Annotated in this window: 20 protein-coding genes; 3 read left to right on the top strand and 17 right to left on the bottom strand. The window is 67.5% G+C overall.

Features of this window, described 5'->3' with window-relative positions; all coding sequences use genetic code 11:
* The first annotated feature begins 114 nt into the window (after positions 1-114).
* Positions 115-1,089, top strand: coding sequence for a tetratricopeptide repeat protein (locus G524_RS0114165; protein ID WP_342662469.1), 975 nt, complete (start codon positions 115-117; stop codon positions 1,087-1,089).
* Between the two features lie 47 nt (positions 1,090-1,136).
* Here the strand turns inward: G524_RS0114165 and gdhA are convergent, their stop codons facing one another.
* The 12 genes from gdhA to G524_RS16440 all read right to left on the bottom strand — a co-directional run bounded on the left by gdhA (position 1,137) and on the right by G524_RS16440 (position 12,877).
* Complete coding sequence (gene gdhA, locus G524_RS0114160) at positions 1,137-2,492, bottom strand: NADP-specific glutamate dehydrogenase (RefSeq protein WP_027444276.1); 1,356 nt, start codon at positions 2,490-2,492, stop codon at positions 1,137-1,139.
* Positions 2,493-2,621: 129 nt separating this feature from the next.
* Positions 2,622-3,932: an oxygen-independent coproporphyrinogen III oxidase gene (gene hemN, locus G524_RS0114155; protein ID WP_027444275.1), complete on the bottom strand. Its 1,311-nt coding sequence runs from the start codon at positions 3,930-3,932 to the stop codon at positions 2,622-2,624.
* 24 nt (positions 3,933-3,956) lie between these two features.
* Complete coding sequence (locus G524_RS16115) at positions 3,957-4,196, bottom strand: hypothetical protein (protein WP_036858073.1); 240 nt, start codon at positions 4,194-4,196, stop codon at positions 3,957-3,959.
* A complete protein-coding gene (ccoS, locus tag G524_RS0114145; RefSeq protein WP_027444274.1) occupies positions 4,193-4,345 on the bottom strand; it encodes a cbb3-type cytochrome oxidase assembly protein CcoS in 153 nt (50 codons plus the stop codon). The genes G524_RS16115 and ccoS overlap by 4 nt, the downstream gene beginning before the upstream one ends.
* Positions 4,342-6,474 carry a heavy metal translocating P-type ATPase gene (locus G524_RS0114140; protein WP_027444273.1) on the bottom strand — a complete coding sequence of 711 codons (2,133 nt, stop codon included), beginning with the start codon at positions 6,472-6,474 and terminating at the stop codon, positions 4,342-4,344. The genes ccoS and G524_RS0114140 overlap by 4 nt, the downstream gene beginning before the upstream one ends.
* Entirely contained in the window at positions 6,471-6,923 is a 453-nt protein-coding gene (locus G524_RS0114135; protein WP_156894114.1) for a FixH family protein, read from the bottom strand. The genes G524_RS0114140 and G524_RS0114135 overlap by 4 nt, the downstream gene beginning before the upstream one ends.
* Positions 6,923-8,350: a cytochrome c oxidase accessory protein CcoG gene (ccoG, locus tag G524_RS0114130; protein ID WP_027444271.1), complete on the bottom strand. Its 1,428-nt coding sequence runs from the start codon at positions 8,348-8,350 to the stop codon at positions 6,923-6,925. Before ccoG ends, G524_RS0114135 begins: the two co-directional genes overlap by 1 nt.
* Positions 8,351-8,489: 139 nt before the next feature.
* On the bottom strand, positions 8,490-9,428 hold the full coding sequence (gene ccoP, locus G524_RS16110; RefSeq protein ID WP_036858071.1) for a cytochrome-c oxidase, cbb3-type subunit III: 939 nt from the start codon (positions 9,426-9,428) through the stop codon (positions 8,490-8,492).
* Positions 9,409-9,582: a CcoQ/FixQ family Cbb3-type cytochrome c oxidase assembly chaperone gene (locus G524_RS0114120; protein WP_027444270.1), complete on the bottom strand. Its 174-nt coding sequence runs from the start codon at positions 9,580-9,582 to the stop codon at positions 9,409-9,411. The genes ccoP and G524_RS0114120 overlap by 20 nt, the downstream gene beginning before the upstream one ends.
* Positions 9,579-10,346, bottom strand: a complete 768-nt coding sequence (ccoO, locus tag G524_RS0114115) for a cytochrome-c oxidase, cbb3-type subunit II (RefSeq protein WP_027444269.1) — start codon at positions 10,344-10,346, stop codon at positions 9,579-9,581. The genes G524_RS0114120 and ccoO overlap by 4 nt, the downstream gene beginning before the upstream one ends.
* A gap of 24 nt (positions 10,347-10,370) precedes the next feature.
* The gene (gene ccoN / locus G524_RS0114110) at positions 10,371-12,038 is read right to left on the bottom strand and encodes a cytochrome-c oxidase, cbb3-type subunit I (protein WP_027444268.1); all 1,668 of its coding nucleotides are present in this window, start codon (positions 12,036-12,038) and stop codon (positions 10,371-10,373) included.
* A 41-nt stretch (positions 12,039-12,079) separates the two neighbouring features.
* Positions 12,080-12,877, bottom strand: coding sequence for a Crp/Fnr family transcriptional regulator (locus G524_RS16440; protein WP_051221308.1), 798 nt, complete (start codon positions 12,875-12,877; stop codon positions 12,080-12,082).
* Positions 12,878-13,024: 147 nt separating this feature from the next.
* Here G524_RS16440 and G524_RS0114100 point away from each other — a divergent pair, with 147 nt between their 5' ends.
* Positions 13,025-13,708 carry an OmpW/AlkL family protein gene (locus G524_RS0114100; RefSeq protein WP_027444267.1) on the top strand — a complete coding sequence of 228 codons (684 nt, stop codon included), beginning with the start codon at positions 13,025-13,027 and terminating at the stop codon, positions 13,706-13,708.
* 137 nt (positions 13,709-13,845) lie between these two features.
* Positions 13,846-15,771 carry an acetate--CoA ligase gene (acs, locus tag G524_RS0114095; RefSeq protein ID WP_027444266.1) on the top strand — a complete coding sequence of 642 codons (1,926 nt, stop codon included), beginning with the start codon at positions 13,846-13,848 and terminating at the stop codon, positions 15,769-15,771.
* A 43-nt stretch (positions 15,772-15,814) separates the two neighbouring features.
* Here the strand turns inward: acs and G524_RS0114090 are convergent, their stop codons facing one another.
* The 5 genes from G524_RS0114090 to G524_RS16100 all read right to left on the bottom strand — a co-directional run bounded on the left by G524_RS0114090 (position 15,815) and on the right by G524_RS16100 (position 23,657).
* Entirely contained in the window at positions 15,815-17,485 is a 1,671-nt protein-coding gene (locus tag G524_RS0114090; protein WP_036858070.1) for an MFS transporter, read from the bottom strand.
* A 90-nt stretch (positions 17,486-17,575) separates the two neighbouring features.
* Positions 17,576-17,950 (bottom strand): META domain-containing protein, encoded by a 375-nt coding sequence (locus tag G524_RS0114085; protein ID WP_027444264.1) that lies wholly within the window; start codon positions 17,948-17,950, stop codon positions 17,576-17,578.
* Positions 17,951-18,141: 191 nt separating this feature from the next.
* Positions 18,142-18,441 (bottom strand): lipocalin/fatty acid-binding family protein, encoded by a 300-nt coding sequence (locus tag G524_RS0114080; RefSeq protein WP_027444263.1) that lies wholly within the window; start codon positions 18,439-18,441, stop codon positions 18,142-18,144.
* A gap of 122 nt (positions 18,442-18,563) precedes the next feature.
* Positions 18,564-21,413, bottom strand: a complete 2,850-nt coding sequence (locus G524_RS0114075; RefSeq protein ID WP_027444262.1) for a M16 family metallopeptidase — start codon at positions 21,411-21,413, stop codon at positions 18,564-18,566.
* A 15-nt stretch (positions 21,414-21,428) separates the two neighbouring features.
* Positions 21,429-23,657 (bottom strand): acylase, encoded by a 2,229-nt coding sequence (locus G524_RS16100; RefSeq protein WP_051221307.1) that lies wholly within the window; start codon positions 23,655-23,657, stop codon positions 21,429-21,431.
* Positions 23,658-23,676 lie beyond the last annotated feature (19 nt).

The raw sequence follows: 23,676 nt of genomic DNA, 5'->3' as shown, positions 1-23,676 counted from the left end.
GCCGGCCAACTATCCTTCCCCCCTGCGGATAGGTCGCTCACCGGCCTTCACCATAATCAAAACCGTCCCCGATGCCAGCGCGAATTGCCGCCGCTCAGCAAGGATGCTAGCGGGATGGCCATGGCAGGGGCGATGATGGACAACACAGGCAAGCGGCCTGCAGGCGGGGGCGGCAATACACGGGCAGGCTGGCTGCTCTTGGGCGGGGCGCTGGTGCTGGCGGCCGGCTCGATCGGGTTCAACCTCATGGGGCGGGACAGCGCCGCGCCGGTGGCCGCCGAGGGCACGGGCGCACCGAGCATCGACCAGCTGCGCGCCGCGGCCGAAGCGGCCAAGGATGACGCCCGGCCCTGGACCGAGCTGGCCTTTGCCTATTTCCAGGAAAGCCGCTTCGACGAGGCGGCCGCGGCCTATCGCCGCGCGGTGGCTATCGATCCCGAGGCCGCGGTGCTGTGGTCGGCGCTGGGCGAGGCGCTGGTGATGGGATCGAAGCGCGATCCGCTTCCGGCCGAGGCGCTCCAGGCCTTCGAGAAGGCGCTGGCGCTCGATCCGCAGGATCCGCGCGCGCGCTATTTCCTCGCCGCCAAGAAGGATCTCGACAAGGATCATGAGGGCGCGATCGCCGATTGGCTGGCGCTGCTCGCTGATACGCCCCCCGGCGCGCCGTGGGAGGCCGATCTGGTGCGCACCATCGAGCAGGTCGGCCAGATCAACAAGATCGATGTTGCCGCACGCATCGCCAAGGCGCAAGGGGCGCGCAAGCCGGCGCTGCTGGCCCCCGGATCGGGCAGCGTCGCGGGCGAGGCCGCCTCGCCCAATGTGCGCGGGCCGAGCGCGGCCGAGGTGGCAGCGGCGAGCCGGCTGAAGCCTTCCGAACAGCGCCAGATGGCCGAGGGCATGGTCGCCCAGCTTGAGGAGCGCCTGAAAAGCCAACCGAAAAACCTCGATGGCTGGGTGATGCTGATGAGGAGCCGCATGACGCTGGGTGAACCGGCCAAGGCGCGGGCTGCGCTCGAGGCGGCGATCAAGGCCAACCCCGGCGCAGCGGCACAGCTCAGGGAGCAGGCCGCCGCGCTCGGCGTGACCTAGCGCGGTGGGCAGGCGCGGCCCGGGCGGGCCACGCCCCCGCCCTAGAGTCAGACCACCCCGAAGGCCAGCATCGCATCGGCAACCTTCTTGAAGCCGGCGATGTTCGCGCCCTTCACATAGTCGATATAGCCGCCGCCCTGATCGCCATAGCGGATGCAGGCATCATGGATGCCCTTCATGATGTCCTTGAGCATCTGCTGGAGCTCCTCCTCCTTCCACGAGCGGCGCTCGGAGTTCTGGCTCATCTCGAGGCCCGAGACCGCCACCCCGCCCGCGTTCGAGGCCTTCCCCGGCGCGTAAAGGATCTTCGCCGCCTTGAAGGCATGCACCCCGTCGAGATCGGTCGGCATGTTGGCGCCTTCGGACACCGCCTTGCAGCCATTGGCGATGAGCGTCTTGGCATCCTCGCCCAAGAGCTCGTTCTGCGTGGCGCAGGGCAGGGCGACATCACACGGCACGCCCCAGGGGGTCTTGCCGGGGTGGAAGGTGGCGCCGGGGAAGGCCTCGACATATTCCTCGATCCGCCCGCGGCGGTGGGTCTTGTGGGCCTTGACCCAATCGATCTTTTCCTGGGTGATGCCATCGGGATCGTGGATGAAGCCGCCCGAATCCGACAAGGTGAGCACCTTGCCGCCCAGCTGCACGATCTTTTCCGCGGCGTGGGTGGCGACATTGCCCGAGCCTGAGATCACCGCGGTCTTGCCCGCGACGCTCTCGCCCTTGGTCGCCAGCATGTTCTCAAGGAAATAGACCGCGCCATAGCCGGTCGCCTCGGTGCGGATCAGCGAGCCGCCCCATTCCAGCCCCTTGCCGGTGAGCACGCCGTTCCAGTGGTTGGTGATGCGCTTGTACTGGCCGAACATGAAGCCGATCTCGCGCCCGCCCACGCCGATATCGCCCGCCGGCACGTCCACATCAGGACCGATATGGCGGTAAAGCTCGGTCATGAAGGACTGGCAGAAACGCATGATCTCGCGCACGCTCTTGCCCTTGGGGTTGAAGTTGGCGCCGCCCTTGCCCCCGCCCATGGGCAGGCCGGTCAAGGCGTTCTTGAAGGTCTGCTCGAAGGCGAGGAACTTGAGCACGCTTTCATTGACCGATGGGTGAAAGCGGATGCCGCCCTTGTAGGGGCCGATGGCATTGTTGTTCTGCACCCGCCAGCCGCGCTGGACGCGGATATTGCCGTTGTCATCCTCCCAGCACACCCGGAAGGAGACCACCCGGTCCGGCTCGGCGATGCGGCGGAGGATCTGCTGGGCGTGGTATTCTTCCTTGTCCTGGATGAAGTCGAAGATGTCCTCGGCCACCTCCTGCACCGCCTGCACGAATTCGGGCTGGTGCGGATTGCGCTTCTTCACGCCCTCCATGAAGCCATTGAGGTCGACGTGATCGGTGACTGCCATGATTTCCCCCCCACAAATAAAGCCTGGCCGGTGTATGCGCCCGATAGAGACTCCGCTTGTCTGTTTGCGGCATTTTATCGGCGCAAAGCCGCCCGCTGGCAAGGATGATCGGGGCGGGGCGGGGGAGCGTCAGATTGCGGCGCTGAAGCCTTTGGGCGCATCCTGGCGATAGGCGTCGAAAAGCGCGGCGATGACGCGGGCATAGGGCACGCCCGCGGGCAGGATGGCAAGGCGGGTGCCCGACAGCCGGGCAAGGCCGGCGGCAATGAAGGGGGCAAGGCGCGGCTGCGCCTCGGTCATGAGGCAGGGGGCAAGCGCGGCCTCGCCGTGGCACAGCAGCGCCTCGATCACCTCTCCCCTCAGGCGATCCTCGGCCGAGCGGACGATGCCTTGGCTCGCCGACAGGCGCCCCTCGGCGCTCAGCTGGCGATAGCGCCCGGTGTGCTTCTCGTTCTGCGCGATCAGCGCCGGAAAGCAGCTGATCGCGCTGGCTCCGAGGCCAAGCAAGACCTCCGCCGGATCGTCGGTAAAGCCCTGGAAATTGCGCCTTAGCCGCCCGGCGCGCCCGGCGCGGGCGAGCGGATCGTGGGGCAGGGCAAAGTGATCAAAGCCGATCGGCTCATAGCCTTCGGAGACCAGAAAGCCATGGGCCTCAGCGGCCATGGCAAAGCGCGTCTCGGCCCCTGGCAGAGCCTCGGTCGGGATCAGCCGCTGGCGCGGCACGAGGTGCGGCACATGGGCATAGCCGAACACGGCCAGCCGATCGGCCCCCAGCCTCACCGCCTGGGTGAGCGTATCGGCAAGATCGCCGAGCGACTGGTGCGGCAGGCCATACATCAGATCGAAATTGAGCGATTTCACCCCGGCGCGGCGCAGCATCTCGGTGGCGCGCGCGATCATCTCCAGGGGTTGCACCCGCCCGATCGCCTGCTGGCAATGGGGCGCAAGCGTCTGCACCCCAAGGCTTGCGCGGGTAAAGCCGACCGCCCCGATCGCCCGGCCCCAATCGGGGGTGAGGCTACGCGGGTCGATCTCGATCGACCAGTCGGGGGCATGGAGCGGGAAATGGGCATGAAGCGCATCGACCAGGGCGATGAGCTCGACCGGAAGGATGGCATTGGGGCTGCCCCCGCCAAAGGCGATGCGCCGCACCCTTGCGCCTGCAGGCAGCAGGCTGGCGAGGGTCGCAAGTTCCTGGTGCAGCGCGGCAAGATAGCTTTCGACGCGCGCGCGGCGCCCGGCCGCGCCGGTGTTGCAGCCACAATAGTGACAGATCGCCTCGCAAAAGGGGATGTGAAGATAGAGTGAGATGTCGCCGTCAGCCCTGGCAATCGCGCGCTCGATGCTGCCCGGCGCCAGCGGGCCGAAATCGGCGGCGGTGGGATAGCTGGTATAGCGCGGCACCGCGCGGGCGAGGAGTTCGGGGTGATAGGGCCACATGGCACCGATCAAGCAGGGCGTCGCTCAGCTGTCCTTGCGCTGGATCAATTTGGCGGCGCGTTCGCCCGCGCGGCAGGTGCCGGCATGGCAGCCCTTGGGATGGCAGGGGCGCTGATCCTGCGCCGGGGCCTCATTGCCCAACGGCAGGGTGATGGTTCCACCGTTGCACAGGCGTGCGGTGATCGCGGCGCGCGGGGCGGGCAGGGGGCCGAGCATCACCGGCACCAGCGCCGCCAGCGCCAGGCCCAGCGCCGGGGGGATCATGAGCCGGTCTCCTCGTCCTCGATGAGGATGCGCGCGGCGGCCCCGTCGAGATCCTCATATTGCCCATCGCGCAGCGACCACAGGAAGGCGGCCAGCCCGGCCAGCCCCATGCCGAGCGCGATCGGGATGAGGAAGGCAAGCCCGGTCATGCCTGCGCGCTCCGGGCAAGGCGCAGGGAATTGGCGATCACCACCAGCGAGCTGGCCGACATGGCGATCGCGGCAATGAGCGGGGTGACGAGCCCGGCGAGCGCGAGCGGCACGGCGAGGAGGTTGTAGGCGATGGCAAAGGCAAAGTTCTGCCGCACGATCCGCATCGTCCGGCGCGCGACCTTGACCGCGTGCACCACCGGCATCAGCGTCTCGCCGAGGAACACCGCGTCTGCCGCCTGGCGGCTGGCGTCCGAGGCGGTGCCGGGCGCGATCGCGGCATGGGCGGCGGCAAGCGCCGGGCCATCATTGAGGCCATCGCCCACCATCAGCGGGCGCTGGCCGCTGGCCTTGAGCGCCTCGAGCGCGGCGAGCTTGGCCTTGGGGCTTGCCTCGGCCTCGGCCTCGAGCCCGAGCGCGGCAGCGAGCGCGGCGACCGGGCCGGCACGGTCGCCCGAAATGAGGCGCGGCGCGAGCCCCATGCGCCGCAGCGCGGCGAGCGCCTCGGCGGCATCGGGGCGCAGCGGATCGGTGAAGGTGATGGTGTAATGCCGGGCGCCGATGCAAAGGCTCGCGGCAAGCTCGGCGCTCTCATTTTGTGCGCGTTCGAGCGCGACCGGCACCCCCTGCCAAATCCCGGCGAGCCCGGTCCCGCCGGTCTCGACGATGTCTTCAACCGCCGCCGGGGTCACGCCTGCGCGCCGCAGGCTTTCGGCAAGGCCGCGGCTCAGCGGATGGCGGCTCGCCTGGGCAAGGCCCAGCGCCACCGCCCGCGCTTCGGGATCGAGCGCGCCGATCTCGGCCCGCGGGCTGCCAAGCGTGAGCGTGCCGGTCTTGTCGAGCACCGCCACGTCGCATTCGGCCAGGCGTTCGAGCGCGCTGCCATCCTTGATCAGCACCCCGCGCCGCATCAGCGCCCCGGCCGCCACCACCTGGGCTGCCGGAACCGCAAGCCCCATGGCGCAGGGGCAGGTGATGATCAGCACCGCAATGGCGATGGTGAGCGCCTGGTGCCAGCCCGCCCCGGCGAGCATCCACCCGACAAAGGCCAGCGCGGCAAGGCTGTGCACCGCCGGGGCATAGAGGCGGCTCGCCCGATCGGCGATGCGGACATAGCGGCTGCGCGCCTGCCCGGCCTCGTCCATCAGCCGGGCGATTTCGGCAAGGGCGGTGTCCTCGGCCACGCGGGTGAGACGAATGCGCAAGGGCGCGCCAAGGTTGATCGCCCCGGCGTGCACGGCGCTGCCCGGCCCGACCGGCTCGGGCCTGCTTTCGCCGGTGAGCATGGCATTGTCGAGCGTGCTGGTGCCCGCGATCACCTCGCCATCGGCGGCAAGCGCCTCGCCCGCGGCGAGCAGCACCAGCATCCCCGGCTCAAGCTCGCTGGCATCGAGGCGGCGGGTGCTGCCATCCGGGCCGATCACGCTGGCGCTTTTGCCCATGCGCGAGAGCAGGGCGCCGATCCCGGCGCGGGTGCGCGCGCGCATCATTGCATCGAGCGCGCGCCCGGCGAGCAGGAAGAACAGCAGCATCACCGCGCTTTCAAAATAGGCGTGGCCGCCGCCGCTGATGGTCTCGTAGAGGCTGAGGGCGCTTGCGAGGATCACCCCGATCGCAATCGGCACATCCATGTTGGTGCGCCGGTGCGACAGCGCTGCCCAAGCGCTGGCAAAGAAGGGCTGCCCGGCATAGGCGATCACCGGCAGGGCGATGAGCGCGGAGAGCCAGTGGAACAGCGCCCGCGTGGCGCCATCGGCCCCGGCCCAGATGCTCACCGAAAGCAGCATCACATTCATCATGCCGAAGCCCGCCACCCCAAGCGCGCGCAGCAACCGGCGCTGTTCGGCCTCGTCGCGCGAGTGCGGGTTGTCGCTGATCGGCTGGGCCTCAAAGCCAAGGCTAAGGAGGGCCGCCGCGAGCGCATCTTGCCCCAGTGCAGGATCGTGGCGGATCGCGACCTGGCGGGTCGAGAGATTGGCGCGGGCCGCGTGGATGCCGGGGGTGCGCGGCAATTCGCGCTCGATCTTGCCGATGCACCCGGCGCACTTGATCCCGGGCACGGCAAGGCGGGTGGTGCAGCAGGCGGTCGCGTCCGCAGCGGCGCTGAAGGTGGCGGCCGGGGCGTTCATGAGAGGTCGCTCTGCCCGGCCCATTGCTGGCCTTGCGCACGGATCGCGAGGCGCACCCGCCAGCGCCCCGGGGCCAGCGCCTGGGTCGAGCGCCAGCGCCCCTCGCCCAGCGGCACAAAGGCAAGCTGGGTGGCCTCGCGCGGGCCGAGCGGGCGCTCGGCCGCGGCGGTGATCGCGGCGCTTTCGGGCACACGGGGCGCCGTGATTTCCACCCACCCGCCCGCGGCGCGGCGCACCTCCACCTGCCAGCCCAGCGCCGCGGTGGCCTTGGCCCGGGTGAGCCAGGCATTGTAGTTCTGGCTGGCGGCATAGGAATTGTCGACCACGGTGCCGTGAAAGCTGCTGACCGCCAGGCTGGCCATCAGCACATTGACCGCGATCACCACGGCAAAGCCGCCGATCAGCACCCAGGCCATGTGCCTGCCGGTGAAGGCCCTGTGGTTTGCCATCATTCACTCCCCGGCATGGTGAAGGTGGTCGCCGCCTCGTCGCGCTCGCGCTGTTCATCAAGGCTGGTGAGGCGGAAGGCAAAGGCCCCGGCACTGGTGCCGGGCGGCACGGTGACATAGGCGCGCACCAGCCGGGTGGCATTGGCAGGCACGGCGAGGATCTGCCTCGGCGCGGCCTGATCGCGGGAGATGCCATCGGTCCACATCACCGCGCCATCCGCAAGGCCGACAAGCGCGACCTCCATCTGTCGCGGGCGCGCTTCCATGTTGCGCAGGCGCAGGGTGTAGGCGTTGCGCACCGAGCCATCCTTCATCAGCATGTAGGGCGGATTGCGATCGGGCGAGACGGTGAGATCGGTGTGGCTGCGGGTGCCGAGCGCGAACAGCAGGCCAGCCCCGATCCCGGCCCAGATGGTGAAATAGATGAGCGTGCGCGGGCGCAGCAGCGCCTTCCACGCGGGCATGGGCGCAGCGCCGGCGGCTTCGGCCTTGCACTGTTCGAGCGTGGCATAGTCGATCAGCCCGCGCGGGCGTCCGATCTCCTTCATCACCTTGTCGCAGGCATCGATGCACAGTGCGCAGGTGATGCAGCCGATCTGCTGACCCTGGCGGATGTCCACCCCGGTGGGGCAGACGGCAACGCACAGGTTGCAATCGATGCAGTCGCCATATTGGCCGGGGTTCTTCGCCGCCTTCTTGAGGCTGCCGCGCGGTTCGCCGCGCCAGTGCTTGTAGGTGACGATCAGCGATTTTTCATCGAGCATCGCGGCCTGGATGCGCGGCCAGGGGCACATGTAGATGCACACCTGCTCGCGCATGAAGCCGCCCAGCCAGAAGGTGGTGCCGGTGAGGATCGCCACCGTGGCATAGGCCACAGGCGGCGCCTCGCCATTGATGAAGGCGCGCGCCAGCGTGGGGGCATCGGCAAAATAGAGGATCCACGCCCCGCCGGTGAGCAGGCTAATGACGAGATAGACGCTCCACTTGGCGCCGCGCCGGGCAATCTTGGCTGCCGTCCACGGCGCTTTGTCGAGCCTGATCCTGGCGTTGCGATCGCCATCGAAGAGGCGGTCGATGTGCTGGAACAGATCGGTCCACACCGTCTGCGGGCAGGCATAGCCGCACCAGGCCCGCCCCACCGCCGAGGTGACGAGGAACAGGCCGATCCCAGCCATGATCAGCAGCCCGGCGACGAAATAGAACTCGTGCGGCCAGATCTCGATATCGAACATGTAAAAGCGCCGGTGGGCAAGATCGACCAGCACCGCCTGATCGGGGGCATAGGGGCCGCGATCCCAGCGGATCCAGGGGGTGACGTAGTAGATCGTCAGCGTCACCAGCATCACCAGCCATTTGAAGCGGCGAAACGGCCCGTCGATGCGCTTGTTGTGGACGGTCTTACCCTTTTCATAGAGCGCGCTGCCCATGAAGCCGACCTCGGCCTGCCCATCAGCGCCGGGCGCGGCGGACGGGCCGAGCGCGCCCGCCCAGTCCCTTTGCGAAGGGCCGGGTTCGGCCTGCCCGGAAGGCTGAGCGGGCGGGGCGGGGCGGGCGATCTCGTCGGCTTCAGCCATCAGGGTTGGCCTTTCTGGCAGGGGTGTCGGCCGCAGCGCTGGTGGCCGTAGCAGGGCTGGCAGCCGGGGCCTGCTGGCCACCGCCGCGCGAGAAGACATAGGCGGCGAGCATCTTGATCGTCACCGGATCGAGCCGCCCCTGCCAGGCCGGCATCACCCCGTGGCGCGGGCCGAGGATCTGCTGGCGCACCGCGGCCTCGCTGCTGCCATAGAGCCAGATCGCATCATTGAGCGCAGGCGCGCCCATCGCCGGGTTGCCCTCGCCGCCCGCGCCGTGGCAGGCGGCGCAGTTGTCGGCAAAGACCTGCGCGCCCGCCGGGCTGGGCCTCGCCTTGCCCGAGAGCGAAAGCACGTGGCGCGCCACCGCGCCCACCTGCCCGGCATCGAGCACCCCGGCAAAGGCGGGCATGAAGTTGACCCTTGTGGCCTCATCGGCCTCCCAGCGGATGCCATGGGTGATGGTATATTCGATCTCGGGCAGGGTGCCGCCCCAGATCCAGTCATCATCATTGAGGTTGGGATAGCCGTGTTCCTGGTATCCCGCCGCGCCCGCACCGTGGCACTGGACGCAATTGACCTTGAAGGCCGCCGCCCCGCCGGCAATCGCGGCCTGCATCAGTTCGGGGCGCGCTGGCAGCGCCTCGATCGGGGTGGCGGCAATCTGCTGAAAGGTGCCCTGACGTGCGGCTTCGGCTGCGGCAAGTTCCTTGGCGAGCGCACCGCGGCTCGACCAGCCGAGCGTGCCCGCGGTGGCGCGGTCGATCAGCGGCCAGGCCGGATAGAGCACCACATAGATGAGGCTGAAGATGATCGTGGCATAAAAGGTCCACAGCCACCAACGCGGCAGCGGGGTGTTGAGCTCCTCGATCCCGTCCCATTCATGCCCGACGAATTCGGTCCCGGTGGGCGCGTCAATCCGCTTGTTGGCCATGGTTTTCATCCTTGAAAATCAGATTCTTCGCTGCGTCCACATGGGTCTTTGCGCCGGGGCGGAAGGGCCACAGGCACAAGGCCAGATAGAGCGCCACCATCGCGGCAAGGCCGTAGCTGTCGGCAAAGTGGCGCAAGGTTTCGTAGAGGCTCACCGGCCCTGCTCCTTGCTGAGGACTTCCTGCGCGGCGGCGCTGTTCACATCGACGAGTGTGCCGAGCATCTGGAGATAGGCGATCAGCGCATCCATCTCGGTCACGCGGGCCGGATCGCCATCGAAATCGCGGATCTGTGCCTTGGGATAGCGGGCGGCGAGGTCTCCGGCATCGGCCTCGGGATCGGCCTGGGCGATGAGATCGGCCTCGGCCTTGGCGATGTCGGCATCGCTGTAAGGCACGCCGAGCCGCCGCAGGGTTGTGAGATTGGCGGCCACATCGGGCACCTTGAGCGGGGTTTCGGCAAGGAAGCGGTAGGAGGGCATGATGCTCTCGGGCACCACCGAGCGCGGGTCCTTCAAATGCTGGACATGCCAGGCATCCGAATAGCGCCCGCCCACCCGGGCAAGATCGGGCCCGGTGCGCTTTGATCCCCACTGGAAGGGGTGATCATACATCGATTCCGCGGCGAGGCTGTAATGGCCGTAGCGCTCGACCTCGTCGCGGAACGGGCGGATCATCTGGCTGTGGCAGACATAGCAGCCTTCGCGGATGTAGATGTCGCGTCCGGCCAGTTCGAGCGGGCTGTAGGGGCGCATCCCTTCGACCTTCTCGATGGTGTTGTCGATCCAGAACAGCGGCGCGATCTCCACGATCCCGCCCACCGCCACCACCAGAAGCGTGACGACGGAGAGTAGGGTGATGTTCTTTTCAAGCTTCTTGTGGCTCTCGAACACCTGGGAGTGAGGGGCATTCTTGGACATTGTCTCGTTCCTTTGCGCCCGGGCCTATTCGGCGGGCTCGGCGGCAGGTTGGGGCAGGAGCGGGCGGTCGGCGGCGGCATCATGCGCCGTCTCGCCCAGCGGCGCCTCGTCGCGCTGGCGCCCGGCGATGGTCATGGCGAGGTTGAAGGCCATGATCGCAGCGCCGGCGAGGTAGAGCAGCCCGCCCACCATGCGCAGCACATACATGGGGTGGAGCGCGGCGACGGTATCGACGAAGCTGTTCACGAGGTAGCCATCGGCGCCATATTCGCGCCACATCAGGCCCTGGGTGATCCCCGCCACCCACATGCTGGCGGCGTAGAACACGATCCCCAGCGTCGCGAGCCAGAAGTGCCAGTTGATCATCTGCAGGCTGTAGAGCCGCGCCTGCCCCCACAGTCGCGGGGTGAGGTAATAGAGGCAGGCAAAGGTGATCATCCCGTTCCAGCCGAGCGCGCCGGAATGGACGTGGCCGATCGTCCAGTCGGTGTAGTGCGACAGGGAATTGACCGCCTTGATCGAGAGCATCGGCCCTTCAAAGGTGCTCATCCCGTAAAAGGCGAGGGCGAGCACCATCATGCGGATGATCGGATCGGTGCGCACCTTGTCCCAGGCGCCGTTCAGCGTCATCAGCCCGTTGATCATACCCCCCCAGCTCGGCATCCACAGCATGATCGAGAACACCATGCCGAGCGTCTGCGCCCAATCGGGCAGGGCGGTGTAGTGGAGGTGATGCGGCCCGGCCCAGATGTAGAGGAAGATCAGGCTCCAGAAGTGGATGATCGAGAGGCGATAGGAATAGACCGGGCGCCCCGCCTGCTTGGGCACGAAGTAATACATCATCGCCAGGAAGCCGGCGGTGAGGAAGAAACCCACCGCATTGTGGCCATACCACCACTGGGTCAGCGCATCCTGCACGCCCGCGAAGGCGGAATAGCTCTTGGCCCCCAGCAGGCTCACCGGCAGCGCGAGGTTGTTGACCACGTGCAGCATGGCGATGGTGATGATGAAGGCGAGATAGAACCAGTTGGCGACGTAGATATGCGGTTCATGACGCCTGAGGATCGTGGCGACATAGACCGCAAGGTAGGCGACCCACACGATCGTGAGCCACAGATCGACATACCATTCCGGCTCGGCATATTCCCTGGACTGGGTGATGCCGAGCAGATAGCCAGTGGCCGCCAGCACGATGAACAGCTGGTAACCCCAGAACACGAAGCGCGCGAGGCCGGGAAGCGCCAGCGTGGTGCGGCAGGTGCGCTGCACCACATAGAAGCTAGTCGCCAGCAGGGCATTGCCACCAAAGGCAAAGATCACTGCGCTGGTGTGCAGGGGGCGCAGCCGCCCGAAATTGAGATAGGGCTCAAGGTTGAGCCAGGGAAAGGACAGCTGCGCCGCGATCACCACCCCGACCAAAAGGCCGGCAAGGCCCCAGAACATGGTGGCGATCACGCCCCAGCGCACCACATCATCATCATAGCGGCTCGGCCCCGGAGGCATGCGGAAGATGCTCTGGGCTTTGGCCAGCGGGTCATAGGTGCCCAGCGTGGCGATGATCAGGATCACGGCGACCAGCGCCACGATGCCTGCGTGGATGGCAAAGCCCCGATCCGGGGTCAGCGCGATGGCACAAATGGCTGCGAGCAGGACGAGCGCCCAGACCCCCAGCCGCTTGACGACTGTTTCCATGATGTGTGTCCCTTCCGTCGGCCTGCCTTAGCAAGCTCCCGTCATCCCTGTTGTTGATCTAGATCAAAAATCGGCGGTTTGTGTGGGCCCGGTCTTGCACCTGGCTCCGGACGCCCCGCCAGCCGGGTGAGCGCGGCGACATCGGCAAGGCACACCTTGGCGCGCCCCTCGGTCGTCACCAGTCCTGCCTCGCGCAGCTCGGTGAACTGGCGGCTCACCGTCTCGATGGTGAGGCCCAGCGCATCGCCGATGTCGCGGCGGCTCATCGGCAGGGTGAAGCAGCACGGCCCGGCGGTGCAGCCGGCGAGGCGATCGGCCATCGTGACGAGGAAATCGGCGACCCGCGCTGTGGCCGACTTGTGTCCCATCTGCATCACCCGCGTGCGGCTGCGGTGCAGCGCCTGCAGCGCACGGGTGAGCACCGCGCGCAGCACCGCCGGGTCTTGCTGGGCGATATCGAGGAAGCGCTCGGCCGGAAAGACGATCAGCGCGCTCGCACTGAGAGCGACGAGGCCAAGATTTCCCCCGCAAGCACCGACTTCGCAGCGCAGCAGCGCGACCAGATCGCCGGCAAAGTGGAAGGAGAGCACCTGGCCACCGGGCATGGCTGTGGTGGCGCGCTCTGCCACCGGTGCCACCAGCTTGGCCGCGCCGCTGGCAAGGAACACCAGCCGATCGGCCTCCCGATCACAGCCGAGCCGCTCGCCGCGGGCAAGCTCCACCCGCGTGCCGATTGCGCAGAGCCGCGCCGCCACCGCGCTGGCCTGCGCTTCGGGCGGCAAGGCTTCGCAGAAGGCGCCGAATCCGGCCTGCGTCGCAAGGGGGCTGATGCTCGCCATGATGGGCGCCAATGGCCCATGGGTGAGTGTCGGTCTTTGACCCGGATCAATGAGCGCGGCATTGCCCAGAGGCTATCGGCCCGCCCACAGGCAGCAAACACCCTGGGCCGCGACGGGCGGCCACTGCTGCCCAAAGAGGATGGACGAATGAAGACCCTGCTGATGCTCGGCGGCGCGGCCCTGGCGCTCGCCGCCACCCCGGCGCTCGCCCAGAACCCGGATGAGGGGCGCGCCGGCGATATCCAGATCAAGCTGCTTGGCACCGCGGTGCTGCCCGATGGCAAGATCACCGACATCAATGTCAACCTGCCCGGCCTGCCTGCCACCACCCAGACCAAGGCCGATGACAATGTCGTGCCGACGCTCGCGGTGGAATATTTCTTCACCGACAATGTCTCGCTCGAAACCATCGCCGGGGTGACCCAGCACGATGTCACCGCCACCGCGGGCCTGCCGCGCGGGAGCGAGCTGGTCTCTGACGCGCTGCTGCTGCCGGCAACGGTGACGGCCAAGGTTCACTTCGACCTTGGCGCGGCGAAGCCCTATCTCGGCGCCGGGGCAGCCTGGTTCATCTGGCTCAAGGACAAGCCCGGCGCGGCGACCTTGCCGCTTGGCGTCACCGACACCGATCTTTCGGACGAACTGGGCGCGGTGCTCCAGGCCGGTATCGACATGCCGGTGGGGGACAAGGGGCTTGGCCTCAGCCTTGATGTGAAGCGCTATTTCATCGACACCACCGCACGCTGGCGGGTCGGCAACACGCTTGCGATCGAGACAGAGCACAAGCTTGATCCCTGGGTGATCAGCGCTGGCCTCGCCTGGCGCTTCTGACGCACTGCTCGGCGCTTCTTGCAACCCCGCTGGCCCCATGGCTGGCGGGGTTTTGCCTGCGCTTTGTAAGACCTTTGTCTGACTGCGCCTTGCGTGTAGCACGGGCTGAGGCAGGGCAGGAACAAGGGAGAGTCGAGATGATCCATGCCGTCGAGCGGCCCCGGGCCAGCGTCCCCACCCATTGCACCGCCGAGCAATATGCGGCGATGTATCGCGCCTCGCTGGACAACCCGGATGCCTTCTGGCTCGACCAGGCACGGCGGCTCGACTGGGTGCGTCAGCCCAGCCGCGGGGGCGAATGGTCCTACGATCCGGTGGCAATCCAATGGTTTGCCGATGGGCAATTGAACCTGTGCCACAATGCGGTTGATCGCCACCTGCCGCATGATGCGGGCCGCACCGCGCTGATCTTCGAGCCGGACGATCCGGCCGCGCCCACCCGCCGCCTCACTTATGGCGAATTGCACCGCGAGGTGGTGCGGATGGCCAATGCGCTCAAGGCCCTGGGCGTCAAGCGCGGTGATCGGGTGACGATCTACCTGCCGATGATCCTTGAAGGCGTGGTGGCGATGCTCGCCTGCGCCCGGCTTGGCGCGATCCACTCGGTGGTGTTCGGCGGCTTTTCGCCCGAGGCGCTGGCCGGGCGGATCGGCGATTGCGCCAGCCGCTTCGTCATCACCGCCGATGAGGGCCTGCGCGGGGGCAAGCGGGTGCCGCTCAAGGCCAATGTCGATGCCGCGCTCGCGCATGAGGGGATCGCGGTCGATGGGGTTTTGGTGGTGCGCCACACCGGGGGCGCGATCACCATGGTCGAAGGGCGCGATCACTGGCTCGAGGCCCTTATCAGCGATGCGGATTGCCCCTGCGAAGTGATGGATGCGGAAGACCCGCTGTTCATCCTCTACACCAGCGGCTCCACCGGCAAGCCCAAGGGCGTGCTTCACACCACCGGCGGCTATGGCGTGTGGACGGCGACGACCTTCCACTACATCTTCGATTACCAGCCGGGCGAAGTGTTCTGGTGCACCGCCGATATCGGTTGGGTGACGGGCCATTCCTATGTCGTCTATGGCCCGCTGATGAATGGCGCCACGGTGGTGGTGTTCGAAGGCGTGCCCAATTATCCCGATCACGGGCGCTTCTGGGATGTGGTTGACCGGCACCAGGTCAATATCCTCTACACCGCCCCCACCGCGATCCGCGCGCTGATGCGCGAGGGCGATCATCACGTCACCAGCCGCAGCCGCGCCTCGCTGCGCCTGCTGGGGAGCGTGGGCGAGCCGATCAACCCCGAAGCCTGGCGCTGGTATTTCGACGTGGTGGGCGAGGGCCGTTGCCCGGTGATCGACACCTGGTGGCAGACCGAAACCGGCGGCTGCATGATCACCACGCTGCCCGGCGCGCACGACATGAAGCCGGGGAGCGCCGGCCTGCCCTTCTTTGGCGTGCGCCCGCAGTTGGTCGATAATGAAGGCGGGGTGCTTGAGGGTGCGGCCTCGGGCAACCTGTGCATCACCCACTCATGGCCGGGCCAGGCGCGCACCGTCTATGGCGATCACGCGCGCTTCGAGCAGACCTATTTCAGCACCTACCGCGGCAAATATTTCACCGGGGATGGCTGCCGCCGCGACGAGGATGGCTATTACTGGATCACCGGGCGGGTGGATGACGTGATCAATGTCTCGGGCCACCGCATGGGCACCGCCGAGGTGGAAAGCGCGCTGGTGCTACACCCCAAGGTGGCCGAGGCCGCGGTGGTGGGCTATCCCCACGAGATCAAGGGGCAGGGCATCTATTGCTATGTCACCCTCAACGCGGGCGAGGAGGGGAGCGAGGCGCTGCAAGCCGAGCTCAAGGCACACGTGCGCAAGGAGATCGGCCCGATCGCCACGCCCGATCTCATCCACTTCACCGATGGCCTGCCCAAGACCCGATCGGGCAAGATCATGCGCCGCATCCTGCGCAAGATCGCCGAGAATGATTTCGGCGCGCTTGGTGATACCTCGACGCTGGCCGATCCGGGCCTCGTCGATCGGCTGATCGAAGGGCGATTGAACCGCTAGGCTGCTGGCGCGCCGGGCCGAGGCGCCCGGCGCCACCAGCGCATCAGGCGTCGATCCTGCGGCGGAAGGTTTCGGGCAGGAACACGAGGCCCACGGTCACGGTGATAAGGCAGATCGCCACCGGATACCACAGCCCGGCATAGATGTTGCCGGTGGCCGCCACGATGGCAAAGGCGGTGGTGGGCAGGAACCCGCCGAACCAGCCATTGCCAAGGTGATAGGGCAGGCTCATCGCGGTGTAGCGGATGCGGGCGGGGAACAGCTCCACCAGCAGCGCCGCGATCGGGCCATAGACCATCGTCACCAGCAGCACGAGGAAGGTGAGAACGGCGATCACCTGCCCGGTCCTGATCGCGGCGGGATCGGCGCGCTGGGGATAGCCTGCCGCGGTGAGCGCCGCCTTGACCTCGGCCTCATAGGCGCTGATCGCCTGGCGGCGCGCCTCGGCCGCAAGCCCGGCGGGATCGGGCGCGTCAAGGCGGGTCTTGCCGATCGTGATCGTCGCGCGCGTGCCGGGCGGCGCGGTTACCACCTCGTAGCTGATCCCGCTGCGGGCGAGGAAGGCCCGGGCGATGTCGCAGCTGGTGGCATCAAAGCGGTTGCGGCCGAGCGGATCGAACTGCACCGAACATGCGCCCGCATCGGCGATCACCCGCACCGGGGCGCTGGCCTGCGCGCGGGCAAGCGCCGGGTTGGCCGCCTCGGTCAGCAGGTTGAAGGCGGGAAAATAGCTCGCCGCGGCAAGCGCGCAACCGGCAAGAATGATCGGTTTGCGCCCGGTCCGGTCGGAAAGCCAGCCGAACAGCACGAAGAAGGGGGTGCCGATGGCAAGCGCGATCGCAACGAGGATATTGGCGCTGGCGCTATCGACCATCAGCATTTTTTCGAGGAAGAACAGCGCGTAGAACTGGCCCGTGTACCACACCACTGCCTGACCGGCGACCGCGCCCATCAGCGCCACCACGGCCCAGCGGGCATTGGCCCAACGGCCGAAGGCCTCCGTGATCGGCGCCCTGGAGGCGCTGCCTTCGGCCTTCATCCGCCGGAACACCGGGCTTTCCTCAAGCTGGAGGCGGATCCATAGCGACACCCCGAGCAGCACCGCCGAAAGCAGGAAGGGCAGGCGCCAGCCCCAATCGCGAAAGGCCTCTTCCCCGATCGCCGTGCGCACCGCGATCACCACCAGCAGGGCGGCGAACAGGCCAAGCGTGGCCGTGGTCTGGATGAAACTGGTGTAAAGCCCGCGCCTGCCATCGGGCGCGTGTTCGGCGACATAGGTGGCCGCGCCGCCATATTCGCCCCCCAGCGCCAGCCCCTGCACCAGCCGCAGGGCCACCAGCACCACCGGTGCGGCAATACCGATGCTGGCATAGGAGGGCAGCAGGCCCACGGCAAAGGTGGCAAGGCCCATCAGCCCCATGGTGACGAGGAAGGTGTATTTGCGCCCGACGAGGTCGCCCAGCCGCCCGAACACCAGCGCGCCAAAGGGTCGCACCGCAAAGCCCGCGGCAAAGGCGGCAAGCGCGAAGATGAAGCCGGTGGTCTCGTTCACCCCGGAGAAGAACTGGGCCGAAATGATCGTGGCAAGCAGGCCGTAGAGATAGAAATCATACCATTCGAACACCGTGCCGAGCGAGGAGGCGATGATCACCCGCCTCTCGGTGGCGCGCACCGGCTGTTCTGCGCTCCCGGTCCCGAGCGCCTCTCGTGTCATGGTCTCTCGCTCTCCCGCTGGTGCCCGGCATGATGGCTTGGCTATAGCGCTAACATGCTGCAACGGAAGCGCAATGCGCAAGGCGTTGGGCTAGTCGGCGGGCAGGAACGTGAATCGCCGGCCTGGAGCCTCGAGCACCAGCCGGCCCGCCCCTTGCGTGGTGATGCGGGCCTGCGATCCGCCGAGCGCGGCAAGATCGGCGAAGTTCGGCCCCGGGCAGGCCATGCGGGTGCTCGCCACCGGGCCACTCGTGAGGATCGCGGCGCCGGGCGCGCCTGCATCGAGGCTCCAGCGCGCCTGGCCGCGGTTGCAGTCAAGCTGCAGGATAAGCGCCCCGCCCTCGCGAAAGGCAAGGCTGTGGCGCCGGGCCTGCGCCGGATCGAGCCGGGTGGTGCGGCCCTCGGCCTCTATCATTGCAAGCTGCCAGCGCGTGCCGGCAAGCGGGCTCGCCTCGGGCAGGCTCATGCATCCTGCGAGGAGCGCGGTGAGGGCAAGAAGGATGGCGGCTGGCTTCAGCGCGCGGTTCTCCGGCCCTGTGGCCTCTTCCTGCCATAGGCCGCCGGGCCTGAATGGCAGCCGACTGTCCGTCCTGCCGCTTGCGAAAAAGCCGCCGGAGCGCAAACCCCGGCGGCCTTTCCCGATCTGCGCAAGTGCGATCAGGCTTCGCGCGTGCCGGTCAGCGGCATGGCGCCGAAGGCCCCGGCATTGACCGAACCGGTCAGCGTGTCGCCCTCAATTGTGGCTTCGCATTCGAGCTTCATCGGCATCGGCACGGTCATGTTCATCGTCCACTTGATGGTGTTGCCCGCAATCGTGCCATCGGTGATGTCCATCGAGCCAAGGCTGCCCACCATCGATCCGGTGAAGGTGTCACCATCGGGCACCACGGTAAGCGTGCCGTTCTGGTCGCCCATCGGGCTCTTGACGGTGGTCTTGTAGGTACCTGCAACAGACATGATCCATCTCCTTGGGCTGGGTGCAGGCCATTGGCGACCCGGCACCTTGTCGGCTGCTGTTTACACTCATGTCAGCGCGCTTCAACCGGATTTGGCTGGGCGCGCAGCGATTTTGCCGGGACCTATTCCTGCTCCATCTCGCGCTGCTCGATCGGCAGGCCCAGGCCTTCAAGCTGCGGGCGCACCTTGGCAGCATCGCCCACCACCACCCAGACGAAGCGATCGGCATCGAGATTGGCGCGCGCGGCGGCATCGAGGCTCGCGGCGGTCTGGGCGCGGTAGAGATCGGCGAGCATCTCCTGGTAATTGTCGGGCCGGCCGAACAGCGCATTGCTCTGCAGCGCGCCGAGCACTGCGGCCGAGGTCTCGAAGCGGCCCGGCAGCGCACCCACCTCCGAGGCGATGCTGCGCGCCAGTTCCTCCGCGGTCACGCCCTTCACGGTCAGGAACTCGCGGGTCTCGCGTAGCATCTCGGCCAGGGATTCGCCGGTGCGGTCGGCCTGCACCCCGCCGGCAATGCCATAGACCACCGCCTGCTCGCGCGCCTGAGCGGTGCCGCGCACCCCATAGCTCCAGCCCTTGGTCTCGCGCAGGTTCATGTTGAGCCGCGCGAGGAAATTGCCGCCGAGCGAATTGTTGGCGCTGTTGAAGGCGACGAATTGCGGATCGCCCGCATCGAGCGGCATGATCTGGGTGCCGAGGATGAAGCTCTGCGGCGAATTCGGTCGGTTGACGAGGATGATGCGGCTGCCTTGCGCGGCGGGAAGCGCATCGAAGCGCTTGGTGCCCTTGGGCGTCTTGGGGGCCTTCCAGTCGCCGAAAGCACCCTCCAGCGCGGCGCGGATCTCGGCGAGCGGCCGGTCGGAGACGACGAAGATCTCGGCATTGTCGGGGCGGATCCAGCTGTCCTTGAAGGCGATGAGGTCATCGCGGGTGATGCTGCTCACGCTCGCGACGCTGGGCACGCCGCCATAGGGCGAGGCGCCGAAGATCGCCGGGCTGGCGGTGCGCCGGGCGATCCCTTCGGGCGATCTCATCGCCGCGCGGATCGAGGTGAGGGTCTGGGCGCGCACGCGTTCGATGTCGGCGGGGTTGAAGGCCGGCTCGCGGACGATCTGGCGCAACAGATCGAGGCTGGGGCCGAGATTGGCGCTGAGCGCGGAGAGGGTGAAGGTCGAACGGTCATCCCCGCCGCCCACGCTGATGTTTGCGCCCAGCCGCTCGCTCGCCTCGGCGATCTCCTGGGCGGTGAGGCGCGCGGTGCCCTCGTCGAAAAGGTCGAGCGCCACGCCTTCGAGCCCAGCCTTGCCCGCCGGATCGGCGGCGCTGCCAACGTTAAAGCTCAGTGCCACATAGGTCGCCGGCACCGCGCTGCGGCGGGCATAGGTGATCTTCATCCCGTTTGTGAGCGTGGCGCGCTCGATTTCGGGAAAGTCGAGCGATGCGGTGCCGGCGATCGGCGGCTGGGGCCGCTCAAGCGAGACGGTGATCGTCTCGGCCGCCCGATCGCGCGCGCTGGCCGCGGCGCTGCCCGCTGCGACCGAGGCAGCTTCCTCGTAGTTGCCTTCGCGGGCACCCGGCTCGAGCACCAGGGTGAAGGCCGGGCGCGACAGCCAGCGCGCCATCGCCTGCTTGATCTCCTCGGGGGTCAGCCGGGCGAGCCGATCGAATTGCGTGGCATAGAAGGCGGCATCGCCAGTCAGCACTTCGCCGGTGGCAAGCGTCACCGCCTTGCCGGAAAAGCCGCCGACCTGTTCCAGCCCGCGGATGGTGCGGGCCAACTCGCTGGTCGCCGCGCGGCGCACCTCATCTTCGCTCGGCCCCTCGGCGATGAATTGGGCGACGAGCTCGTTCAGCCGGGCCTCGAGCTGTTCCAGCGGCACGCCAGGCTTGAGGGTCGCTGACACGGTGAACACGCCGACGCGCTGGAACTCGTAATTGCCCGCCGAGACCCTCACGGCCAGCTGCTCGTCGCGCACCAGCACCTTGTCGAGCCGGCTCGAGGCGAGCCCGCCGAGAATGTCACCGCCCGCGCCGAGCGCGACGAGATCGGGGCTGGTGATCCCCGGCACCGGCCAATAGAGGCTGATGCTGGTGGCGGCGACCTGATCCTTCATCACCTTGCGCACCGGGGTATCGAGCACCGGCACATCGGCCGCGGCCGGGACATTCACCGGGCCGCGCCTGATCGGGCCGAAATATTTTTCCGCCAGCACCCGTGCTTCCTCCACCGTGACATCGCCGGCGAGCACCAGGGTGGCGTTGTTGGGGCCATATTTGTCGATGAACCACTGGCGCACATCCGCCATGGTGGCGGCATCGAGATCGGCCATCGAGCCGATGGTCGAGTGCCGATAGGGGTGGCCTTCGGGAAACAGGGTCTCGAGGATTTCGTAAAACACTAGGCCGCCGGGCTGGTTATCGCCCTGACGCTTCTCGTTCTGCACCACGCCGCGCTGGTTATCGAGCTTCTCCTGCGTGACCGCGCCGAGCAGGTAGCCCATCCGGTCGCTCTCCAGCCACAGCGCCCGTTCGAGCGCGGGCTTGGGCACGGTCTGGAAGTAATTGGTGCGATCGAAATTGGTGGTGCCGTTGTAATCGGTCGCCCCCATCTGCGCGAGATATTCGAAATAGTCCTCGGGCGCGTTTTCCGAGCCGTTGAACATCAGGTGTTCAAACAGGTGGGCAAAGCCGGTCTTGCCCTCAGGCTCGTCCTTCGAGCCGACATTGTACCACACCGCCACGCCCACCACCGGGGCCTTATGATCCTCGTGCACGATCACGGTCAGGCCGTTGTCGAGCTGGAAGCGCGCGAAGGGGATCTTTACCTGCGCCACCAGCGAGGGCAGATCGGCGCTCGCCTGGGGCGGGCTCTCGGCGGCGGCGCGGGCCTGGGCCAGCGCCGGCGCAGAGGCAGTGCAAAGGGCAAGGGCAAGCGCCGAGATGCCGGCGGACAGGAAGCGAGAGGTCATCAGGCAGGGCTCCGATCAGCGTGAGCGGGAAGGCGTGGAATCGGGAACGCGCAAGACCGTGCGGCGGTCCCGCGCATGTTGCAAAATATCATCGCGCCAGAAATGCACCGGCTTCAGCCGGTGATCGACAAACAGCTGCATCTGGTCGGTGTAATGCGGGCTTGCTGGCCGGGTGCTGGCCGCGCCAAAGGGCTGGACCGAGCGCGAGGCCACGCGCGCGCCCGGCGCCCATTCCACCCACATGATGAAGCTGTCTCCATGCTTGAGGCGCAGGCGCCCATCCGCATCGACATCCCAGGTGGTGGCGGCGCGCAGCGTGTCCGATCCCCCGTCAAGCGGCAGGTCGCGCCCGCCTAGCCGCAGGCGCAGCACCTCGCCCATAGGCGGATCGAGCCGGCCGAAATGGGCAAGGAGATGGTCGCTTGCCGCCTCCAGCTTTGCGCGCACATCGGGAAAGGGCTTCTGGTTGTAATCGGCCGACATGAAGTCGCGGATCAGGAGCAGCGCCAGGGCATCGCCGCGGCCCTTGCCATCGGCGCTGAAATCCCAATCGAGCAGCAGCTGGCGCGCCTCGGCAAGCCGCCCGCTCACCTTGAGCTGGGCAAGCCCATCCCACAGCCGCGCGACATAGCCTTCGCGCGCATAGCCGGTGTCATACTTGATCGCCTCGAGCGCAGGCCGGTCGAGCACGCTTGCGGCGGAGAGCAGCTGGTAGGCGCGGCGCGAGCGGTTGGTCTGCTTGAGCTCGATGCCGAGCAGCGGCGAGAAGGCCCCGGGGTCAAGATCGCTGCCCGGCCCGGCGGCGGTGAAGGGGGTGTTGTTGGCATTGTAGAGCCAGCCGCTCGCCGGGTTCACGATCCGCGGCAGGGCGGCATAGGGAACCGCGGCCTGCCAGATGAGATCCGAGCGATTGCCCGGCAGCACGCTGCGCCAATCGGCCTTCACCCCCGCGGGCCGGGCGGGGATCGCGGCGTTATAGACATAGGCGATGGTGCCGGTGCGGTCGGCATAGATGAAGTTGGTCGAGGGGATGGCAAGGCGGGCAAGCTGCGCTTCCCATTCGGCAAAGCTCTTCGCCTTGTTGAGCCGGTAATAGGCATCGAGCTGTTCGAGCCGCCCGATCCCGCCATAGCGGATGGCAAAGGCGCCCTTGGCGTTGCGGATCACCGGCCCATGGACCGAGCGCAGCACCTCGCGCCGGATCGGTAGCACCAGCGGGCCGAGCCGCACCGGCAGCGTCACCCACCGGCTTTCGAGCGCGCGCCACTTCCCATCGAGCCGGTAGCGCGTGCCGCTCGCGTCGAGTTCGAGCCGGTAGATGTCGATCATGTCGGGGGTGTTGACCGTGTTGGTCCAGCCCAGATGCTCGTTGTGGCCGAGGAAGGGGAAGGGCGATCCGGGGAAATTGGCGCCCGCAAAATGCCAGCCCTCGCCGCTTTCGACGACGAGTTCATACCAAGCCACCCCGCCGCGCAGCGGCTGGTGCGAATTGGAGATAAGCGTGGTGACCCCGCCGCCCTTTTGCGGCGCCACGGCAAAGGCGTTGGAGCCGAGCAGCGCAGCCTCGTCGCCCAGCGGCAGCGCCGCGGCCCTGGCCGCGCCTTGCGGGGCGGGCGTGGCGGGCTTGGCATCGGGAAGCGGCGGGCGGGGAAAGCCGGGAATGTCCGGCCCGTGCTCGCGGCGCAGGTCTTCGCCCGCCACCAGCGGCCCGATCACCCCTTCAAGCCCGAAGAAGAAGGGTTGGCGCAGGGCAAAGCCCGCGGCCACGTCAACCCCCGCCACCGGGAACAGGTTGGCAAGCTTGATTTCCTGCGGGTGCGTTTCGGCATAGTGGTTGAGGCCGGAAGCATAGGCTTCGAACAGCGCGCGGGTATCGGCGGGGAGCCGGGGATATTCGCGTTCGGCCGTGCCGCGCGCATCGATCAGGTGATAGACATAGTCGATCCGCGCACCCTCTTCGCCCGCGATCGCGCCGTAGCGCCCGCGCGCCATCGCCACCACGTCCTGCAGGGTGAAGAAATCATCCTCGGCATGGGCGATGGCCACGCCAAAGGCGGCATCGACATCCCGCTTGCCATAGATATGCGGCACGCCCCATTCATCGCGAATGATCTCGGCCCGATATTGGCCCTGGGCGGGCACGGCGGCGGGGTGGGCGAAGAACGGTTCCCAGCTTGCCAGCCCTGCCAGCACAAGCAACAGCAACCCCACCAGCGCGATCGCGCCGCGTTTCACCATCGCCATGGTTGATGTCTCTCCCGCA

The sequence above is a fragment of the Erythrobacter cryptus DSM 12079 genome (assembly GCF_000422985.1).
In the GTDB taxonomy this organism is placed as follows: domain Bacteria; phylum Pseudomonadota; class Alphaproteobacteria; order Sphingomonadales; family Sphingomonadaceae; genus Erythrobacter; species Erythrobacter cryptus.
Note: the sequence above shows the minus strand (reverse complement) of the source record. Positions and strands in the feature narration are given on the sequence as shown.